Source organism: Rhizobium sp. 25PS6 (assembly GCF_032464655.1).
Classification (GTDB): domain Bacteria; phylum Pseudomonadota; class Alphaproteobacteria; order Rhizobiales; family Rhizobiaceae; genus Rhizobium; species Rhizobium laguerreae.
This window is the reverse complement of the sequence record NZ_JAWDIV010000002.1, coordinates 98,319-113,345: the sequence shown is the minus strand read 5'-3', so window position 1 is coordinate 113,345 and position 15,027 is coordinate 98,319. Positions and strand designations below refer to the sequence as shown.

General features: G+C 60.7%; 16 protein-coding genes. 8 read left to right on the top strand and 8 right to left on the bottom strand.

Features of this window, described 5'->3' with window-relative positions; genetic code table 11:
- Positions 1 to 107: 107 nt before the first annotated feature.
- The gene (locus tag RWK44_RS03185) at positions 108 to 1,331 is read left to right on the top strand and encodes an argininosuccinate synthase (protein WP_168283343.1); all 1,224 of its coding nucleotides are present in this window, start codon (positions 108 to 110) and stop codon (positions 1,329 to 1,331) included.
- A gap of 226 nt (positions 1,332 to 1,557) precedes the next feature.
- Here the strand turns inward: RWK44_RS03185 and RWK44_RS03180 are convergent, their stop codons facing one another.
- Positions 1,558 to 2,175, bottom strand: a complete 618-nt coding sequence (locus RWK44_RS03180; protein ID WP_221946069.1) for an FMN-dependent NADH-azoreductase — start codon at positions 2,173 to 2,175, stop codon at positions 1,558 to 1,560.
- An 87-nt stretch (positions 2,176 to 2,262) separates the two neighbouring features.
- On the opposite strand from RWK44_RS03180, the gene RWK44_RS03175 reads away from it, so the two are divergent.
- Complete coding sequence (locus tag RWK44_RS03175; protein WP_077977862.1) at positions 2,263 to 2,637, top strand: winged helix-turn-helix transcriptional regulator; 375 nt, start codon at positions 2,263 to 2,265, stop codon at positions 2,635 to 2,637.
- A 41-nt stretch (positions 2,638 to 2,678) separates the two neighbouring features.
- On the opposite strand, the gene RWK44_RS03170 is transcribed toward RWK44_RS03175, so the two are convergent.
- Positions 2,679 to 2,801: a hypothetical protein gene (locus RWK44_RS03170; RefSeq protein ID WP_260684646.1), complete on the bottom strand. Its 123-nt coding sequence runs from the start codon at positions 2,799 to 2,801 to the stop codon at positions 2,679 to 2,681.
- Positions 2,802 to 3,092: 291 nt separating this feature from the next.
- On the opposite strand from RWK44_RS03170, the gene RWK44_RS03165 reads away from it, so the two are divergent.
- Complete coding sequence (locus RWK44_RS03165) at positions 3,093 to 3,734, top strand: LysE family translocator (RefSeq protein WP_062941308.1); 642 nt, start codon at positions 3,093 to 3,095, stop codon at positions 3,732 to 3,734.
- A gap of 97 nt (positions 3,735 to 3,831) precedes the next feature.
- On the opposite strand, the gene RWK44_RS03160 is transcribed toward RWK44_RS03165, so the two are convergent.
- The gene (locus RWK44_RS03160; protein WP_221940910.1) at positions 3,832 to 4,263 is read right to left on the bottom strand and encodes a hypothetical protein; all 432 of its coding nucleotides are present in this window, start codon (positions 4,261 to 4,263) and stop codon (positions 3,832 to 3,834) included.
- A gap of 228 nt (positions 4,264 to 4,491) precedes the next feature.
- Here RWK44_RS03160 and RWK44_RS03155 point away from each other — a divergent pair, with 228 nt between their 5' ends.
- The 4 genes from RWK44_RS03155 (at position 4,492) to ppa (ending at position 10,037) form a co-directional block, all read left to right on the top strand.
- The gene (locus tag RWK44_RS03155; protein ID WP_316028351.1) at positions 4,492 to 6,579 is read left to right on the top strand and encodes a M3 family metallopeptidase; all 2,088 of its coding nucleotides are present in this window, start codon (positions 4,492 to 4,494) and stop codon (positions 6,577 to 6,579) included.
- Between the two features lie 157 nt (positions 6,580 to 6,736).
- Complete coding sequence (typA, locus tag RWK44_RS03150; RefSeq protein WP_025396321.1) at positions 6,737 to 8,557, top strand: translational GTPase TypA; 1,821 nt, start codon at positions 6,737 to 6,739, stop codon at positions 8,555 to 8,557.
- 247 nt (positions 8,558 to 8,804) lie between these two features.
- Positions 8,805 to 9,311: a GNAT family N-acetyltransferase gene (locus RWK44_RS03145; protein ID WP_003543622.1), complete on the top strand. Its 507-nt coding sequence runs from the start codon at positions 8,805 to 8,807 to the stop codon at positions 9,309 to 9,311.
- Between the two features lie 192 nt (positions 9,312 to 9,503).
- Complete coding sequence (ppa, locus tag RWK44_RS03140) at positions 9,504 to 10,037, top strand: inorganic diphosphatase (RefSeq protein WP_316028350.1); 534 nt, start codon at positions 9,504 to 9,506, stop codon at positions 10,035 to 10,037.
- 4 nt (positions 10,038 to 10,041) lie between these two features.
- On the opposite strand, the gene RWK44_RS03135 is transcribed toward ppa, so the two are convergent.
- Complete coding sequence (locus RWK44_RS03135; protein ID WP_316028349.1) at positions 10,042 to 10,353, bottom strand: DUF167 domain-containing protein; 312 nt, start codon at positions 10,351 to 10,353, stop codon at positions 10,042 to 10,044.
- A complete protein-coding gene (locus RWK44_RS03130; RefSeq protein WP_025396317.1) occupies positions 10,350 to 10,640 on the bottom strand; it encodes a YggT family protein in 291 nt (96 codons plus the stop codon). Before RWK44_RS03130 ends, RWK44_RS03135 begins: the two co-directional genes overlap by 4 nt.
- A gap of 139 nt (positions 10,641 to 10,779) precedes the next feature.
- Here RWK44_RS03130 and RWK44_RS03125 point away from each other — a divergent pair, with 139 nt between their 5' ends.
- The gene (locus tag RWK44_RS03125) at positions 10,780 to 12,030 is read left to right on the top strand and encodes an MFS transporter (RefSeq protein WP_131661290.1); all 1,251 of its coding nucleotides are present in this window, start codon (positions 10,780 to 10,782) and stop codon (positions 12,028 to 12,030) included.
- Positions 12,031 to 12,155: 125 nt separating this feature from the next.
- Here the strand turns inward: RWK44_RS03125 and RWK44_RS03120 are convergent, their stop codons facing one another.
- The 3 genes from RWK44_RS03120 to RWK44_RS03110 are packed head-to-tail and all read right to left on the bottom strand — an operon-like array spanning position 12,156 to position 15,023.
- A complete protein-coding gene (locus tag RWK44_RS03120; protein WP_131661289.1) occupies positions 12,156 to 12,929 on the bottom strand; it encodes a glutamine amidotransferase in 774 nt (257 codons plus the stop codon).
- A complete protein-coding gene (locus RWK44_RS03115) occupies positions 12,898 to 13,383 on the bottom strand; it encodes a TerB family tellurite resistance protein (protein ID WP_077977854.1) in 486 nt (161 codons plus the stop codon). The genes RWK44_RS03120 and RWK44_RS03115 overlap by 32 nt, the downstream gene beginning before the upstream one ends.
- 17 nt (positions 13,384 to 13,400) lie before the next feature.
- Positions 13,401 to 15,023: a heme biosynthesis protein HemY gene (locus RWK44_RS03110; protein WP_131661288.1), complete on the bottom strand. Its 1,623-nt coding sequence runs from the start codon at positions 15,021 to 15,023 to the stop codon at positions 13,401 to 13,403.
- Positions 15,024 to 15,027: the final 4 nt, after the last annotated feature.

Sequence of the window (15,027 nt, the reverse complement as noted above, 5' to 3'; positions counted from 1 at the left end):
ATCGGCACCATCACCGTCGCACGTGGCCTTGCGTCACGCGCCAATCTCGCTAAAAGTGCCGCGATACCGGGTTTTCGCCGGCCTTTTATGCAACGGACCTCATCATCATGGCATCATACAAAGACGTGAAGAAAGTCGTTCTCGCCTATTCCGGCGGCCTCGACACCTCGATCATCCTGAAGTGGCTGCAGACGGAGCTCGGCGCCGAAGTCGTCACCTTCACCGCCGATCTCGGCCAGGGCGAAGAGCTGGAGCCGGCGCGCAAGAAGGCCGAGATGCTCGGCATCAAGGAGATCTACATCGAGGATGTGCGCGAAGAATTCGTGCGCGATTTCGTCTTCCCGATGTTCCGTGCCAATGCCGTCTACGAGGGCGTCTACCTGCTCGGCACCTCGATCGCCCGTCCGTTGATTTCCAAGCATCTGATCGACATCGCCCGCAAGACGGGTGCGGATGCGATCGCCCACGGCGCGACCGGCAAGGGCAACGACCAGGTCCGTTTCGAACTGTCCGCCTATGCCCTGAACCCCGACATCAAGATCATCGCCCCGTGGCGCGACTGGGCGTTCAAGAGCCGCACCGATCTGCTGGCCTTTGCCGAACAGCATCAGATCCCTGTTGCCAAGGACAAGATGGGCGAGGCGCCGTTCTCGGTCGACGCCAACCTTCTGCATTCCTCTTCCGAGGGTAAGGTTCTCGAGGACCCCTCCCAGGAGGCGCCTGAATATGTGCATATGCGCACCATTTCGCCTGAGGCCGCACCCGACAAGGCAACGACCATCAAGGTCGGCTTCGAAAAGGGTGATGCGGTTTCGATCAACGGCGTGCGCATGAGCCCAGCGACGCTCCTGGCTGCGCTCAACAATTATGGCCGCGACAACGGCATCGGCCGTCTCGACCTCGTCGAGAACCGCTTTGTCGGCATGAAGTCGCGCGGCGTCTACGAGACGCCAGGCGGCACCATCCTGCTTACGGCGCATCGCGCCATCGAATCGATCACGCTCGACCGCGGTGCCGCCCATCTCAAGGACGACATCATGCCGCGCTATGCCGAGCTGATCTATTACGGCTTCTGGTTCTCGCCGGAGCGCGAGATGCTGCAGGCGCTGATCGACAAGAGCCAGGAGCATGTCGAAGGCGAAGTGACGCTGAAGCTCTACAAGGGCAATGTCATGGTCATCGGCCGCGAAAGCGAAAAGTCGCTCTATTCCGACAAGCTCGTCACATTCGAGGACGATCAGGGCGCCTACGACCAGAAGGATGCGGCCGGCTTCATCAAGCTCAATGCGCTGCGCCTGCGCACGCTCGCCAAGCGCAACCTCGTGAAATAATCACGGTTCGCCTTCGAACCGGATATGAGCCCGCCGGCATTGCCGCGCGGGCTTTTTCGTGGAGTGAGGTACGCCACCAAATTCTTAGAGCACTTTGGATGGCCGGATTGCGGCAACACTCTGCGTGCGTTGTCGCGAGCTGACTCGGTGCGGACCTACCATCGCCATACCCGCTGGCATCAGGCCATTCGCCGATTTCTCGGGTAGCGGACTGATGGTTTGTGGGTCAGGCGGCACGCTCTAGTGCAGCCCGGATCTGTGCTTCGGTGGAGGCGATCGCAGCCTTGGCTGCGTCCGGGCTTACGAGTGTTCCTTCCACGCGGACCACTTCGATATCCGTCAGTCCGATAAAACCGAGAAGATGCGCGAGATAGGTGGTCTGGAAGTCGAACGGGACATTCTTGCCTTCCGAAAAGACGCCGCCGGTTGCCGTCACGAGATAGACTTTCTTGGCTGGCAACAATCCCATCAGACCGGTTGCGTCGTAGCGAAAGGTGACGCCAGGCCAGGTGATATAGTCAAACCAAGCCTTGAGCTGCGTCGGCGGGCCGAAGTTGATCATGCCCGAGCCAATGACAATCACCTCGGCAGCCTGAACCTCATCAACGAGGCTTTGAGCGAGATTGACGGCTTCGATCTGTTCGGGTGTACGTGTCGCGGGCGGCGCAATGCGGCCGTCGATATAGGCTGCTGTGATATGCGGCAGAGGTGCCGCCCCAAGATCGCGTTTGACAATTGTGCCGGCAGAACGGGCATTGAGGCTTTCAGCAATGTCACGGGCAAACCGGGTCGAAAGGCTCTGAGGACCGCGTGGGCTAGAGGTAACGAGGAGGATGTTGGTCATTGGTGGCTCCTGGGAGAATAGAGTAGTATCAAATTGTGACCAACACTATTAAGGTAACTATTTGACTGTTCGCAAGAAGGCACATTCATGACACTCAATGACATAGAGTTTCCTACCCCAAGCGAAGACGCAGACTGCCGTCCGGTTCGGGAGATCCTCGATCGCATTGCCGATAAATGGAGTCTTTACATCTTCGTGGCCCTGAAGGATGGGCCGGTCCGCTTCAATGCATTGCGACGGCAGATCGACGGCATCTCGCAGCGGATGCTCACGATTACGCTTCGTCAATTGGAACGCGACGGTTTGATCAGTCGCACCCACTTTCCGACGATCCCACCGCGCGTGGATTACGAGCTGACTGCAGTCGGCAGGTCGCTTCTCGCCCCCGTCATGGCCTTGGTGACCTGGGCAGATTCAAATCGGCATGTGATCGAGGAGGCGCGCCGGCAATATGACCACTAGGTGGACGCGAGCCGAGCTGGCGCTTGTCGCTCATAACTAGCTCAAGCAGCGGTAAAATCCGTGAAGAAGATCGCACCGGCCGCGTTAGCACCGATCGTCGAAAACGCATGGGCACCGCCAAAGCCAATCGTAGCAGGAGCAGAGAACAAGACGTCGACTTTCATCAGGACTGACCCGGCAGCGATAGGCCGTCGTCGGACGGCAGCGGTAGCCGCTCCAGTTACTGTTCAAGGTGGTCTCCGGCAACGTCTGCTATCAAGGGACGGCAAAGATCACCTTAACAGCCGACCTGGAGCGCAAGCCGCATCCTTCAACAACGGACAGATGTCCGCCTCGGGCCGAAAGCCGCCTCCGGTAGCGTTTGCTGCCTGATCCCACTCTTCGTGGCACTGCACCACCCTTGACGGATGGCCGTGATCGCTTAGTCTGCCCTCATCATCCTCCGGAGCATTTCCATGACGCAGTCCCTGCTCTTCGGCGCTTTTCTGGCGGCGCTCTTTTACGTGCTCATTCCGGGACCCGCCTTCCTGCAGTTGCTCGGCATCGGCGCCGGGCAGGGCCGCAAGGCCGGCGCCCTCTTCATGATGGGGCATCTGGTCGGGGATCTCATCTGGTCGTCGCTGGCGCTGATCGCGATCGTCGGCGCAAAGACGATCGGAACCTTGGTTTTCGACCTGCTCGGTCTTGCCTGCGGTTTCTACCTCGCCTGGATCGGCTGGAGCGCCGTCAATGCCAAGCCAAAAGCGGAGGGGCAGGCGCTTGTTGTGGTCGAGCGGCCGTTTCGCCGCGGTCTGATCTTCGGCGTCACCAATCCGAAGGGTTATCCGGTGGCGCTTGCCACCTTCACCGCACTCGTAGCAGGCTCGGCCGGCGCGCTCGATTTCGAGGCGCTGCCGGTGCTGCTCGTCGTGTCGTTCGTCGGTTTCGTGACTGCGGACATCATCCTGATCGGCATCATCGGCGCCGGTACGGTGCGGCGCTTCTATCGCGCCCATGAGCGGCTGATCGTGCGCTGCTCGGGCGTGCTTTTCATGGGATTTGCCGCCCAGGCGCTCTGGCACGCAACGCCCGGCCTGCTCGGCTGGCGCAAGGCCTGATTAAAGCGCGTCGTGCCCGAGACATGCGACGCGCTTGTTCTTGGATTTATGCATGTTGCCCAAAACCGCTGTGCACTTTTGGGCAACATGCGTGAGGTCAGGCATTCAGGAAGCTGACGATAGAGTTCAGCGTCTGGACCTCGCCAGCATCGCCGATCGACATAGCGATCTGCAGCTGGTTCTTGTAATAATCGAGGAAATTGAAGCTGGTGCCGTCGGTGACGCTGGAGAGATCGATGATGTTGCCGAGCGGATCGATCGCGTGCATCGGCAGCGGTTCGGAGATCGCGGCGTAGGTGTTTTGATCGATCAGGCCACTGTCGAAACCCTGGCGTGCGTAATTGCGTAGTTCCCCAGGGCTGACCGCGGTGAAATCCGGGCCTTCGCCAACATCGTCTTCGATCTGGAACGAGGCCGGGGCGGGAGCTCTGGTCTCGATTTGAATATCAGAGGTCTTCGAACTTTTTGCGTTATTAGGATTGTTTTTAAAAAGCAAACTCTGAGAAGACCGCACAGAAAAAATTTCCATGGCGCATGTCCCCTTACAAGAAGATCACCTGGAAACTAGCGCTTGCGCGTGATTCGCGTCAATCGTTAACGATTGGTTAATTTTCACGTATCAATTGTTGTCCACCGGATTGACAGGCGCCCGCCGGATTTGCCAGGCGAGGCAAAAGGTCCTTCCCCGCAACATACCAATTCTATGGCCGCTCTCCTATATTGCCGATTCACTTGCATGCCAAAAAGGAATTCTCCGATGTCTTCTCCACATGATTTCAATCCGGCACTGGTAACCTGGGACGGTCTTCACGGCCTGCCGCGTTTCGAGGCCCTGGATGACGGCGATTTCGCCGCCGCCTTCGAAGCCGCACTTGCCGCGCATGAAAGGGAGATCGACGAAATCGCCGGAAACGGCGATGCGCCGACATTCGACAATACGGTCGTGGCGCTGGAGATTGCCGGCGACGCGCTGTCGCGCGTTTCGTCACTGTTCTGGAACAAGGCGGGCGCCCATACCAATGATGTGATCCAGGCGCTGGAGCGGGAGATCTCGCCGAAGATGTCGCGCCACTATTCGAAGATCGGCATGAATGCCGCGCTTTTTGCCCGCATCGACACGCTCTGGGAGAGCCGCGAGAGCCTTGGCCTGACGCTCGAACAGACACGCGTGCTGGAACGCCACTGGAAAGGCTTCGTCAAGTCGGGCGCCAAGCTCGACAAGGCCGAGCAGGAAAAACTCGCCGCGATCAATGAAAAGCTTGCCGGTCTCGGGACGCAATTCGGCCAGAACGTGCTGGCCGACGAAAAGGCCTGGGCACTGATCCTTTCGGACAGCGCCGAGCTCGAGGGCCTGCCGGAATTCCTTCGCGACGCGATGGCGGCCGCAGCGCGCGAACGCGGCGAGGAGGGCAAATATGCAGTGACGCTGTCACGCTCGATCATCGAGCCCTTCCTCACCTTTTCGGAGCGCCGCGATCTGCGCGAGCAGGCTTTCAAGGCGTGGGTGGCGCGCGGCGAAAATGAAGGGGAAACGGATAACCGCGCCGTCATCAAGGAAACGCTGGCGCTGCGCCATCAGGTGGCGACACTGCTTGGCTACGGCAATTTCGCCGAGCTGAAGCTCGACAACACGATGGCGAAGACGGCGGATGCGGTGAACGGCCTGCTGCGGGCTGTCTGGGCGCGGGCGGTGAAACGCGCCGGCGAGGAGGAGATCGATATCGCGGCACTGATTGCCGAGGAAGGCCGGAACCACGAGGTGATGCCCTGGGACTGGCGCCACTATGCCGAAAAGATTCGCGCACGGAAGTTCGATTTCTCCGAGGCCGAGCTCAAGCCTTATCTGCAGCTCGAGAAGATCATCGAAGCCTGCTTCGACGTGGCCGGCCGGCTGTTCGGCATCCGGGCCGTCGAGAAGAAGGGCGTGGCCGCCTATCACCCTGACGTCAGGGTGTTCGAAATCAGGGACCGCGAGGACAAGCTCGTCGCGCTGTTCCTCGGCGATTATTTCGCCCGCAGCTCGAAACGGTCAGGCGCCTGGATGAGCTCGCTGCAATCGCAGCACAAGCTGGAGCTGAAGAACGGCCGCCACGGCGAATTGCCGATCATCTATAATGTCTGCAACTTCGCCAAGCCGGCGGAAGGCAAGCCGGCGCTGCTGTCGCTCGACGATGCCCGCACGCTGTTCCACGAATTCGGCCATGCGCTGCACGGCATGCTTTCGAACGTCACCTATCCCTCGGTTTCGGGCACCGGCGTTTCGCGCGATTTCGTCGAGCTGCCGTCGCAGCTCTATGAACACTGGCTGACGGTGCCCGCTATCCTGAAGCGTTATGCCGTGCATGTCGAAACCGGCGAGCCGATGCCGCAGGCCTTGCTCGACAAGGTGCTGGCAGCGCGCACCTTCAATGCCGGCTTCAATACCGTCGAGTTCACCTCGTCGGCGCTGGTCGATATGGCGTTTCACACGAGAACGACTGTCGAGGACCCGATGGCGGTGCAGGCCGAGGTGTTGGCCGAGATCGGCATGCCGAAATCGATCGTCATGCGCCATGCGACGCCGCACTTCCAGCACATCTTCTCCGGCGGCTATTCGGCCGGCTATTACTCCTACATGTGGTCGGAGGTGCTCGACGCCGACGCCTTTGCCGCCTTCGAGGAGACGGGAGACGCCTTCAACGGCGAGATGGCGCGCAAGCTCAAGGACAATATCTATTCCGTCGGCGGTTCGGTCGATCCGGAAGACGCCTACAAGGCCTTCCGCGGCAAGCTGCCGAGCCCGGATGCGATGCTTGTCAAAAAAGGACTTTCGACCTTCGAGGAATTGACAGGCAGCGACGCCTAAGACAATTTGATGACATGCCATGATGCGGCGGGGCGACAGCCTTGCCGCAGCTTTTGCGCGTTCCCCCCTTTCGCAAACGCAAAAAAAACTGTATGGACGCCCCAAACTAATAGGCGCGTCCTCTAGAGCGTGCGCCCCAGCCTCAGAGATTTCACATATGGCACTTCGCAATATCGCGATCATCGCGCACGTTGACCATGGCAAAACGACCCTGGTGGATGAGCTTCTCAAGCAGTCCGGCTCGTTCCGGGAAAATCAGCGTGTCGCTGAACGCGTGATGGACTCGAACGATCTCGAAAAAGAACGCGGCATCACCATTCTCGCCAAGGCGACCTCGGTGGAATGGAAGGGTGTCCGCATCAACATCGTCGACACCCCCGGCCACGCCGACTTCGGCGGTGAGGTCGAGCGCATTCTCTCGATGGTGGATGGCGCGATCGTTCTCGTCGACTCCTCTGAAGGCCCGATGCCGCAGACGAAGTTCGTTGTCTCCAAGGCGTTGAAGGTCGGTCTTCGTCCGATCGTCGCGATCAACAAGATCGACCGTCCTGATGGCCGCCACGAAGAAGTCATCAACGAAGTCTTCGATCTTTTCGCCAATCTCGACGCGACCGACGAACAGCTCGACTTCCCGATCCTCTACGGTTCCGGCCGCGACGGCTGGATGAACGTCAATCCGGAAGGTCCGAAGGATCAGGGTCTTACGCCGCTTCTCGACCTGGTGCTCAAGCATGTTCCGGAGCCGACCGTCCACGAAGGTCCGTTCACGATGATCGGCACGATCCTCGAAGCCAACCCCTTCCTCGGTCGCATCATCACCGGTCGTATCAATTCGGGTTCCATCAAGCCGAACCAGGCGGTGAAGGTTCTCCACGCCGACGGCAAGACGATCGAAACTGGCCGTATTTCCAAGATCCTCGCCTTCCGCGGCATCGAGCGCACGGCGATCGAAGAAGCGCATCAGGGCGACATCGTCGCGATTGCCGGCCTTTCCAAGGGCACGGTCGCCGACACCTTCTGCGATCCCTCGGTCACCGAGCCGCTGCAGGCGCAGCCGATCGATCCGCCGACCGTCACCATGTCCTTCATCGTCAACGATAGCCCGCTGGCGGGCACCGAAGGCGACAAGGTGACTTCACGCGTCATCCGCGACCGTCTCTTCAAGGAAGCGGAAGGCAACGTCGCCCTGAAGATCGAAGAAGCCGAAGGCAAGGATTCGTTCTACGTGTCCGGCCGCGGCGAACTTCAGCTCGCCGTTCTCATCGAAACCATGCGTCGCGAAGGCTTCGAGCTTGCCGTGTCGCGTCCGCGCGTCGTGATGCACAAGGATGAAAACGGCCAGCTTCTGGAGCCGATCGAGGAGGTCGTCGTCGACGTCGACGAAGAACATTCCGGTGTCGTCGTGCAGAAGATGTCCGAGCGCAAGGCCGAAATGGTCGAGCTGCGTCCTTCGGGCGGCAACCGTCTTCGCCTGCGTTTCTACGCGCCGACCCGTGGCCTGATCGGCTACCAGTCGGAGCTGCTGACGGATACCCGCGGCACGGCGATCATGAACCGCCTGTTCCACGACTACCAGCCCTACAAGGGTGTGATCGGTGGCCGCGTCAACGGCGTGCTGCTCGCCAACGCTCCCGGCGAAGCCGTCGCCTATGCGATGTTCAACCTGGAAGATCGCGGCCCGATGATCATCGAGCCGGGCGAAAAGGTTTATGCCGGCATGATCATCGGCATCCATTCGCGCGACAACGACCTTGAAGTCAACGTGCTGAAGGGCAAGCAGCTCACCAACATCCGCGCCGCCGGCAAGGACGAAGCGGTGAAGCTGACGCCGCCGATCCGCATGACGCTTGATCGCGCGCTCTCCTGGATCCAGGATGACGAGCTGATGGAAGTGACACCGAAGAATATTCGTCTGCGCAAGATGTATCTCGACGCGAACGATCGCAAGCGTTTCGAAAAGACGAAAGCGGCGCTCTGAGCGCCATTCAAAGTGCTGCAGCGTCTTGGGTCTCTCGAAAAGAGGCGCGGCGCTGGACAGAAATCCTTCAAAACCCCGGCCTTCGCGCCGGGGTTTTTTATTGTGCGCCGCGTCGATTCCGCCTTGTGACAATCGTTAAAAAAGCGTTAACTTTTGATCGTCGTCCACATATCAAGTCTGTGGGCAATCGATCACAATGCCTCTGTGCATATGGTTAGTTGCCTCTAGCGGGACCAGAGTAAACGTTATGAAGACGTTGTCGATCGATGTCCGGCGGGCCGAGCCGCAAGATGCCCGAGCCATATCGGAAACACACAGGCTTGCCTGGCAACACACCTATGCGGGCATTATTCCGCATCGCGCACTGACGCAGATGATCGAGCGGCGCGGCGAAAGCTGGTGGCGCAAGGCAACACGTGGACCCGCGACGCTGCTGGTTCTCGATGTTGCCGGGACAGTCGCCGGCTATGCGACGCTCGGTCTCAACCGGGCCCGCGCTCTGCCGCAGGAAGGCGAAATTTACGAGCTTTATCTTCGGCCTGAGTATCAGGGCATCGGCCTTGGCAGGATGCTGTTCGGCGAAGCGCGCCGTCTCTTGAAGTCGCTCGGCTGCAACGGGCTGGTCGTCTGGTGCCTCGAGGATAACGAGACCGCCAGCCACTTCTACCGCAATCATGGCGGCGTCGATTTCTGCGAAGGCATGGAAAGTTTCGACCACAGGCAGTTGAAGAAGATCGGCTTCATCTGGAGCTGAACGGCCATTCAAAGTGCCACGACGTCCTTTGGCGTCTGAAAGGACGCGCGACGCTGGAGTCGGCGTTCGGCTATCTCCCATTAGATGTGAATGTGCGCCGGTGCAGTCAAGCATTGGTGCTGTGCCATGTTGCGTTGCCGCATGAAACTGATTATCTGGCTGCCAGCACATTCAACCTCGCGGGAGTTTTCTATGCGCATCGACGCTATTTCAATCGGTCATAATCCACCTGAGGACGTCAACGTCATCGTTGAGGTTCCGGTCGGCGGTCATCCCATCAAGTATGAGATGGACAAGGAAGCCGGCACGCTGGTGGTCGATCGTTTCCTCTATACGCCGATGACCTATCCGGGCAATTATGGTTTCGTGCCGCACACGCTGTCGGAAGATGGCGACCCGATCGACGTGCTGATCGCCAGCACCCGTCCGCTGGTTCCCGGCTGCGTCATCAATGTGCGCCCGATCGGCGTCCTGAAGATGGAAGACAATTCCGGCAAGGACGAGAAGATCATTGCCGTGCCGTCGCCGAAGCTGACGCTGCGCTATGAGAAGGTGAAGAACCACACCGATCTTCCCGAGATCACGCTGAAGCAGATCGAGCATTTCTTCGAGCACTACAAGGATCTGGAGCCCGGCAAGTGGGTGAAGATCTTCGGCTGGGGCGACTCCAAGGAAGCAGGCGACCTCATCCTCGAAGCCGTCGAGCGCGCCAAGAAGAAAGGCTGATCGTTCAGCCTAAAAATATCTCGAGCTTTTTTACCAAATCCTCCGGATCGCCGTCGATCCGGAGGATTTTTCTGCGCGCGGTCTCACCCGAGACGAGGCTGATGCTGGACTTGGGAAGGTGCAGGGACTTTGCAATCAAAAGGATGAGCGCCTTGTTGGCCTTGCCTTTCTCGGTCACGGCGGTGACGCGTGCCTTCAGGAAAGCCTCACCCTCGCCGTCGGCCTCAACGCCGTCGAGCACGTCACGCCCGCCATTCGGCGTCAGCCGGACGGCGAGGCGCAGATGGTCATCGAAAAGGCTCCAGGGACGGCTCAAGCGACCAGCGGGTACAGCGTGGTCCAAAGCAAGGTGCGCAGGAAGAAGATGATCAGCAGCAGGATGATCGGCGAAATATCGATGCCGCCAAGGTTCGGCAGGCGGCGGCGGATCGGCTTCAGCACCGGTTCGGTGACATTATAGAGGAATGTGCCGACCGAATTGACGAACTGATTGCTGGAATTGATAACATTGAAGGCATAGAGCCAGGAAAAAATGGCACTGGCAATCAGGATCCAGGTGTAAATATTCAAAGCCAAATCAATGGTTTGAAACAGCGCAAACATCATCGTCTCCAATTCGTTGTTGACAGACATGTAGACATTGGCGACTAAACGGGCAAGTGCCGTGTGGAAACACGCGGTGAATCATGTTTAACGGGCGGCTTTGCAGCTCTTCCGGCGCCCGTCTCCTCGGAAAACATCCATGTCGTTTTCGCCCACCGGAGACCGTTTTGCAGCGTTCCGGCATTCGTCCTACACGCGGTTCTTCTTCGCGCGCTTCCTGCTTTCCTTCTCGCAGCAGATCGTCAGCGTCGCGGTCGGCTGGCAGATGTACGACCAGACGGGCAGCGCGATCTATCTCGGCTTGATCGGCCTCGTCCAGTTCCTGCCGTCGCTGCTGCTCATGCTCGTCACCGGTTCGGTGGCCGACCGGTACAATCGCCGGGCGATCGCGGCCCTCTGCTCGCTGGTAAGCGCGCTCTGCACGCTGGCGCTGCTGGCTATGACCGTCATGGGGACCTTCACTCCCTTGCCTGTTTTCGCAGTGCTTTTGATCTTCGGCATCGAACGCGCCTTCATGTCGCCGGCGGTGCAGTCGCTGGCGCCCAATCTCGTGCCGGAGCAGGATCTTTCCAATGCGATCGCCTGGAATTCGTCGTCCTGGCAGCTCGCGGCAATTACCGGGCCGGTGCTCGGCGGTCTGCTCTACGGCGTCAGTGCGCCGACTGCCTATACGGTGGCGGTGGTCTTTTCGGTGCTCGGTGCGGCCCTTCTCTACATGATCCCAAAACCGGTGCAGAAGACGACCGGCGAGACCAAGAGCTGGGCGATGATTCTCGGCGGCTTCAGTTTCATCCGCGCCGAAAAGGTGGTGCTCGGGGCGATCTCGCTCGACCTCTTCGCCGTGCTGCTCGGCGGCGCCACGGCGCTGATGCCGATCTTCGCACGCGATATCCTCACCCTCGGTCCCTGGGGGCTCGGACTGCTGCGCGCCGCACCCGGACTTGGCGCCATCGTCATGGCGATCTTCCTGGCCGCCTATCCACTCAAACATCGCGCCGGCATCTACATGTTCATCGGCGTTGCCCTGTTCGGCGTCGGAACGATCATCTTCGGCGTCTCGACCAACACCGAGGTCTCGATCGCGGCGCTGGCGCTGATGGGGGCGGCCGACATGGTGTCGGTCTATGTGCGCGAGAGCCTGATTGCGCTCTGGACGCCGGATCATCTGCGCGGCCGGGTCAATGCGGTCAACATGGTCTTTGTCGGCGCCTCGAACGAGCTTGGGGAATTCAGGGCGGGCACGATGGCGGCGCTCTTCGGCGCGGTGCCGGCGGTCGTCATCGGCGGGGTCGGGACGCTTGTCGTGGCGGCGATCTGGGCGTCGAGTTTCCCCAAACTGCGCCGGATCGATACGCTCGACGCGCCCAGCGCATCCTCGCATTCGGTTTGAGGACAGGCTCTCGAGCGGTTCAGCTTTTAACGGAAGCGCAGGACCGCTCTAGGCTTTTGTTTTACGCAATTCCCGACGGAAACCGCTTCGCACTTTTCCTGGAAATGCTCTAAGCGCGACGCGCTTTAGGCGCGAAGAGCGATAGAAGACGTCGCCTTTGCCGTCTTTCCCTCGAAGACGATGTCGAGGAATTCGGTCAGCCAGGCCTTCAGCGGCGCGTCGAACAGCATGCGGCCTTCGAGATGTTCGCGGCCCTGCTGGGCGTTCGGCAGGATGAAGCGATGGGCGCCATGCACGACCCAGCGATGCATCATCACCCGGGTCAGTTCGGCATGGAACTGCAGGCCCCAGGCGTTGCCGTCGTAGCGGAAGGCCTGGTTCGGATAGGCATCGCCTTCGGCGAGCAGGTCGGCGCCGCGCGGCAGTTCGAAGCCCTCGCGATGGAAATGATAGACCATCTTCGGCCAGTGCATCAGCAGGCGGCCCTTCTCGGTCGGGTGCAGCGGATACCAGCCGATCTCCGTCGAGCCGTCGGCATTCGACTGCACCTTGCCGCCGAGATGACGGACCAGCATCTGCGCGCCGAGGCAGATACCGAGATAAGGGCGCTTTTCCCGGAGCGGAATGTCGAGCCAGTCGATCTCCTTCTTGACGAAGTCATCGGGATCATTGGCGCTCATCGGTCCGCCGAAGACGACGGCGCCGGCATGGTCTTCAAGTGTTGTCGGAAGGGGCTGGCCCAGAACCGGGCGACGGATATCGAGGCGGTAGCCCTTTTCGACGAGCAATTGGCCGACACGGCCGGGGCTCGACCGCTCCTGATGCAGGACGATGAGGATCGGGCGCGTGTCGCGGTTCTTGATTTGCTCAGTCGGCATCATCTTGTGCAACCTGGACATCGGTCACCCTGGCGGCGGCCTCCTGCCGCTTCTGGATGCGCTCGCGTGAGGAGACGCCGAGCAGATCGGCGATACGCCAGATCACATGGTCTTCCATCTCGCTGCGCTCGCCATCGGCATAGACGATGTCCCAGAGGATGCCGATCAGCTCCAGCCGCTGCTCGGTATTGAGATGACGCTTCAGATCGGCGGTGAAGCGATAATAGTCGACGGCGGAGCTTTCGGCCTCGAGACCCGCCGCCATCAGAGCATCGAGCTGCTTGCCGTCGAGCGCATACTGCTCCTTCAGGAGTTTGCGCAGCCGCTTCTTCTCGCTGGCTTTGATCTGACCGTCGGCCTCCATCACCTGCATGCAGAGCGCTGCCACCGTGATGCGCGGATCATCAGGGGCGAAACCTTTCTTAGGACTGTCGGCGGTGAGCTTCTGGAAGAATGCCTGAAAGCGTTCGAACATGCGGTTTTCGTTCCATTTCAAAAAAGGCGGAGCCGTGTCTTGGGTTCCGGTTCCACCCTGGGGTCGCGAACGCCCGGATCATCCGGCAGTCCGCCAAAGAAAGGTTTCGCCTCGCTTGGCGCCGGCGCTTTATCGCTCACGGCCGGTTCGGCGGGTTTCGGTTTTGCCGATGGCGGTGCCGGTGCCGGCGTGGGGCGCACAGCCTCGGCAATCGTCGCGGCGCGTTCCAGCTCAATGATGCGATGGTCGTTGACCGGGCTTTCCGGCCTGACGTCACGCAGCGGCGGCAATGTCTTCAAAGCCGTTTCGATCGAGGCAGGCGTCGAACCGTCTTCGAGCGCACCCTCGATCTGGCCGAAGGGCGCCTTCCATTCGAAGGCGTCGAGGCGGCCGGTCACGGGGGATACCGGCAGCCATTTGTCCGACACGAAGCCGTCTGCCACCCAGGCCGGATCGCGCGGCGCCTTGAGCGCCTGGGCCAGCCAGTGGCGCACGCGGCCCTGGTCTCCGGTCTCGGCTTCTTCGATGTCGGCCAACAGCAGATAGGCGGCTTCACGCGGCTGCATGCGCGCCGCTGCTTCCGCTTTGGCGCGAGCCTTGGCGAATTCCTGCGCGTCGAGGGCTGCCTGGGCGACGACGAGAAGGGATTCGACGTTGTTCGGGCGCTGCCCTTCCAGCCGCTCGGCGCGCTTCAGCCGGTCGAGCGTCGAATCGCCGCTGCGAGCCCTGACATAGGCTTGGCCGATCTCGGGATGAGGTGCCGATTTCCATGCCTGTTCGAGGATCGAGGCGGCCTTGCGGACGCCGCCTTCGCGAAACAGCGCCTTTGCGGCGATGAGGGCTGCCGGAATGAAATCGGCGGCAAGCTTCAACGCTTGCAGAGCGTCGTCGCGGGCACCCGTCGGGTTGCTTTCCAGCTTCTCGCCGGCGCGCGCTGTCAGGAGGACGGCGTGCAGACGGTTGGCTTCGGCCTTTTCGACGACGCGGGCGGCCTTTTGCTGTTCGAGCAGGCGGATCGCATCATCCCAGCGGCCGGCCTGACTGCGATATTCGAGCGTCGCCTGTGCGGCCCAGGGCAAATAGGGCGCGTTGTCGGCGGCCTTTTCGGCATATTGGCGGGCGGCCTCGTTGGCTCCGAGACGGCGGGCTTCCAGATAGAGGCCGCGCAGACCGAGCTCGCGCGTCTCGGGATCGTTGGCCATGGCCTCGAACTTGGCGCGCGCCTCATCATGGCGACCTTCAATCAGGGCGGCCTGGGCCTCGAGCAGGTTGATCAGCGGTTCCTGATCGGCGCGGATCAGGCCGCGCGAGCGGGCGGCCATCTTGCGGGCGAGCAGCGCATTGCCGGCGCCGGCGGCGATCAGGCCGGTCGACAGCGCCTGATACCCACGGTCCCGCTTGCGGGCGCGGAAATAACGCGTCACCGAATGCGGCGAGGTCCAGACCAGCCGGACGAACCACCAGGCGATCATCACGGCGGCGACCAGCGCGATGATTGCGCTGGCGGCGACGATCAGCTTTGTCTGGTAGATCTGGCCCTCCCAGATCAGCGAGAGGTCACCGGGACGATCGGCGAGCCAGGAGAAGCCATAGGCAAGAAGCAGCACGAAGAGGGCGAAGACGACAAGACGGATCAGCATGGTC

Coding starts and splice junctions, on each gene's coding strand:
- RWK44_RS03185 (WP_168283343.1), top strand. CDS start 108: ATGGCATCATACAAAGACGTGAAGAAAGTCGTTCTCGCCTATTCCGGC.
- RWK44_RS03165 (WP_062941308.1), top strand. CDS start 3,093: ATGACGCAGTCCCTGCTCTTCGGCGCTTTTCTGGCGGCGCTCTTTTAC.
- RWK44_RS03175 (WP_077977862.1), top strand. CDS start 2,263: ATGACACTCAATGACATAGAGTTTCCTACCCCAAGCGAAGACGCAGAC.
- RWK44_RS03160 (WP_221940910.1), bottom strand. CDS start 4,263: ATGGAAATTTTTTCTGTGCGGTCTTCTCAGAGTTTGCTTTTTAAAAAC.
- RWK44_RS03170 (WP_260684646.1), bottom strand. CDS start 2,801: ATGAAAGTCGACGTCTTGTTCTCTGCTCCTGCTACGATTGGCTTTGGC.
- RWK44_RS03115 (WP_077977854.1), bottom strand. CDS start 13,383: ATGTTCGAACGCTTTCAGGCATTCTTCCAGAAGCTCACCGCCGACAGT.
- RWK44_RS03110 (WP_131661288.1), bottom strand. CDS start 15,023: ATGCTGATCCGTCTTGTCGTCTTCGCCCTCTTCGTGCTGCTTCTTGCC.
- RWK44_RS03125 (WP_131661290.1), top strand. CDS start 10,780: ATGTCGTTTTCGCCCACCGGAGACCGTTTTGCAGCGTTCCGGCATTCG.
- typA (WP_025396321.1), top strand. CDS start 6,737: ATGGCACTTCGCAATATCGCGATCATCGCGCACGTTGACCATGGCAAA.
- RWK44_RS03180 (WP_221946069.1), bottom strand. CDS start 2,175: ATGACCAACATCCTCCTCGTTACCTCTAGCCCACGCGGTCCTCAGAGC.
- RWK44_RS03120 (WP_131661289.1), bottom strand. CDS start 12,929: ATGTCCAGGTTGCACAAGATGATGCCGACTGAGCAAATCAAGAACCGC.
- RWK44_RS03145 (WP_003543622.1), top strand. CDS start 8,805: ATGAAGACGTTGTCGATCGATGTCCGGCGGGCCGAGCCGCAAGATGCC.
- RWK44_RS03130 (WP_025396317.1), bottom strand. CDS start 10,640: ATGTTTGCGCTGTTTCAAACCATTGATTTGGCTTTGAATATTTACACC.
- RWK44_RS03155 (WP_316028351.1), top strand. CDS start 4,492: ATGTCTTCTCCACATGATTTCAATCCGGCACTGGTAACCTGGGACGGT.
- ppa (WP_316028350.1), top strand. CDS start 9,504: ATGCGCATCGACGCTATTTCAATCGGTCATAATCCACCTGAGGACGTC.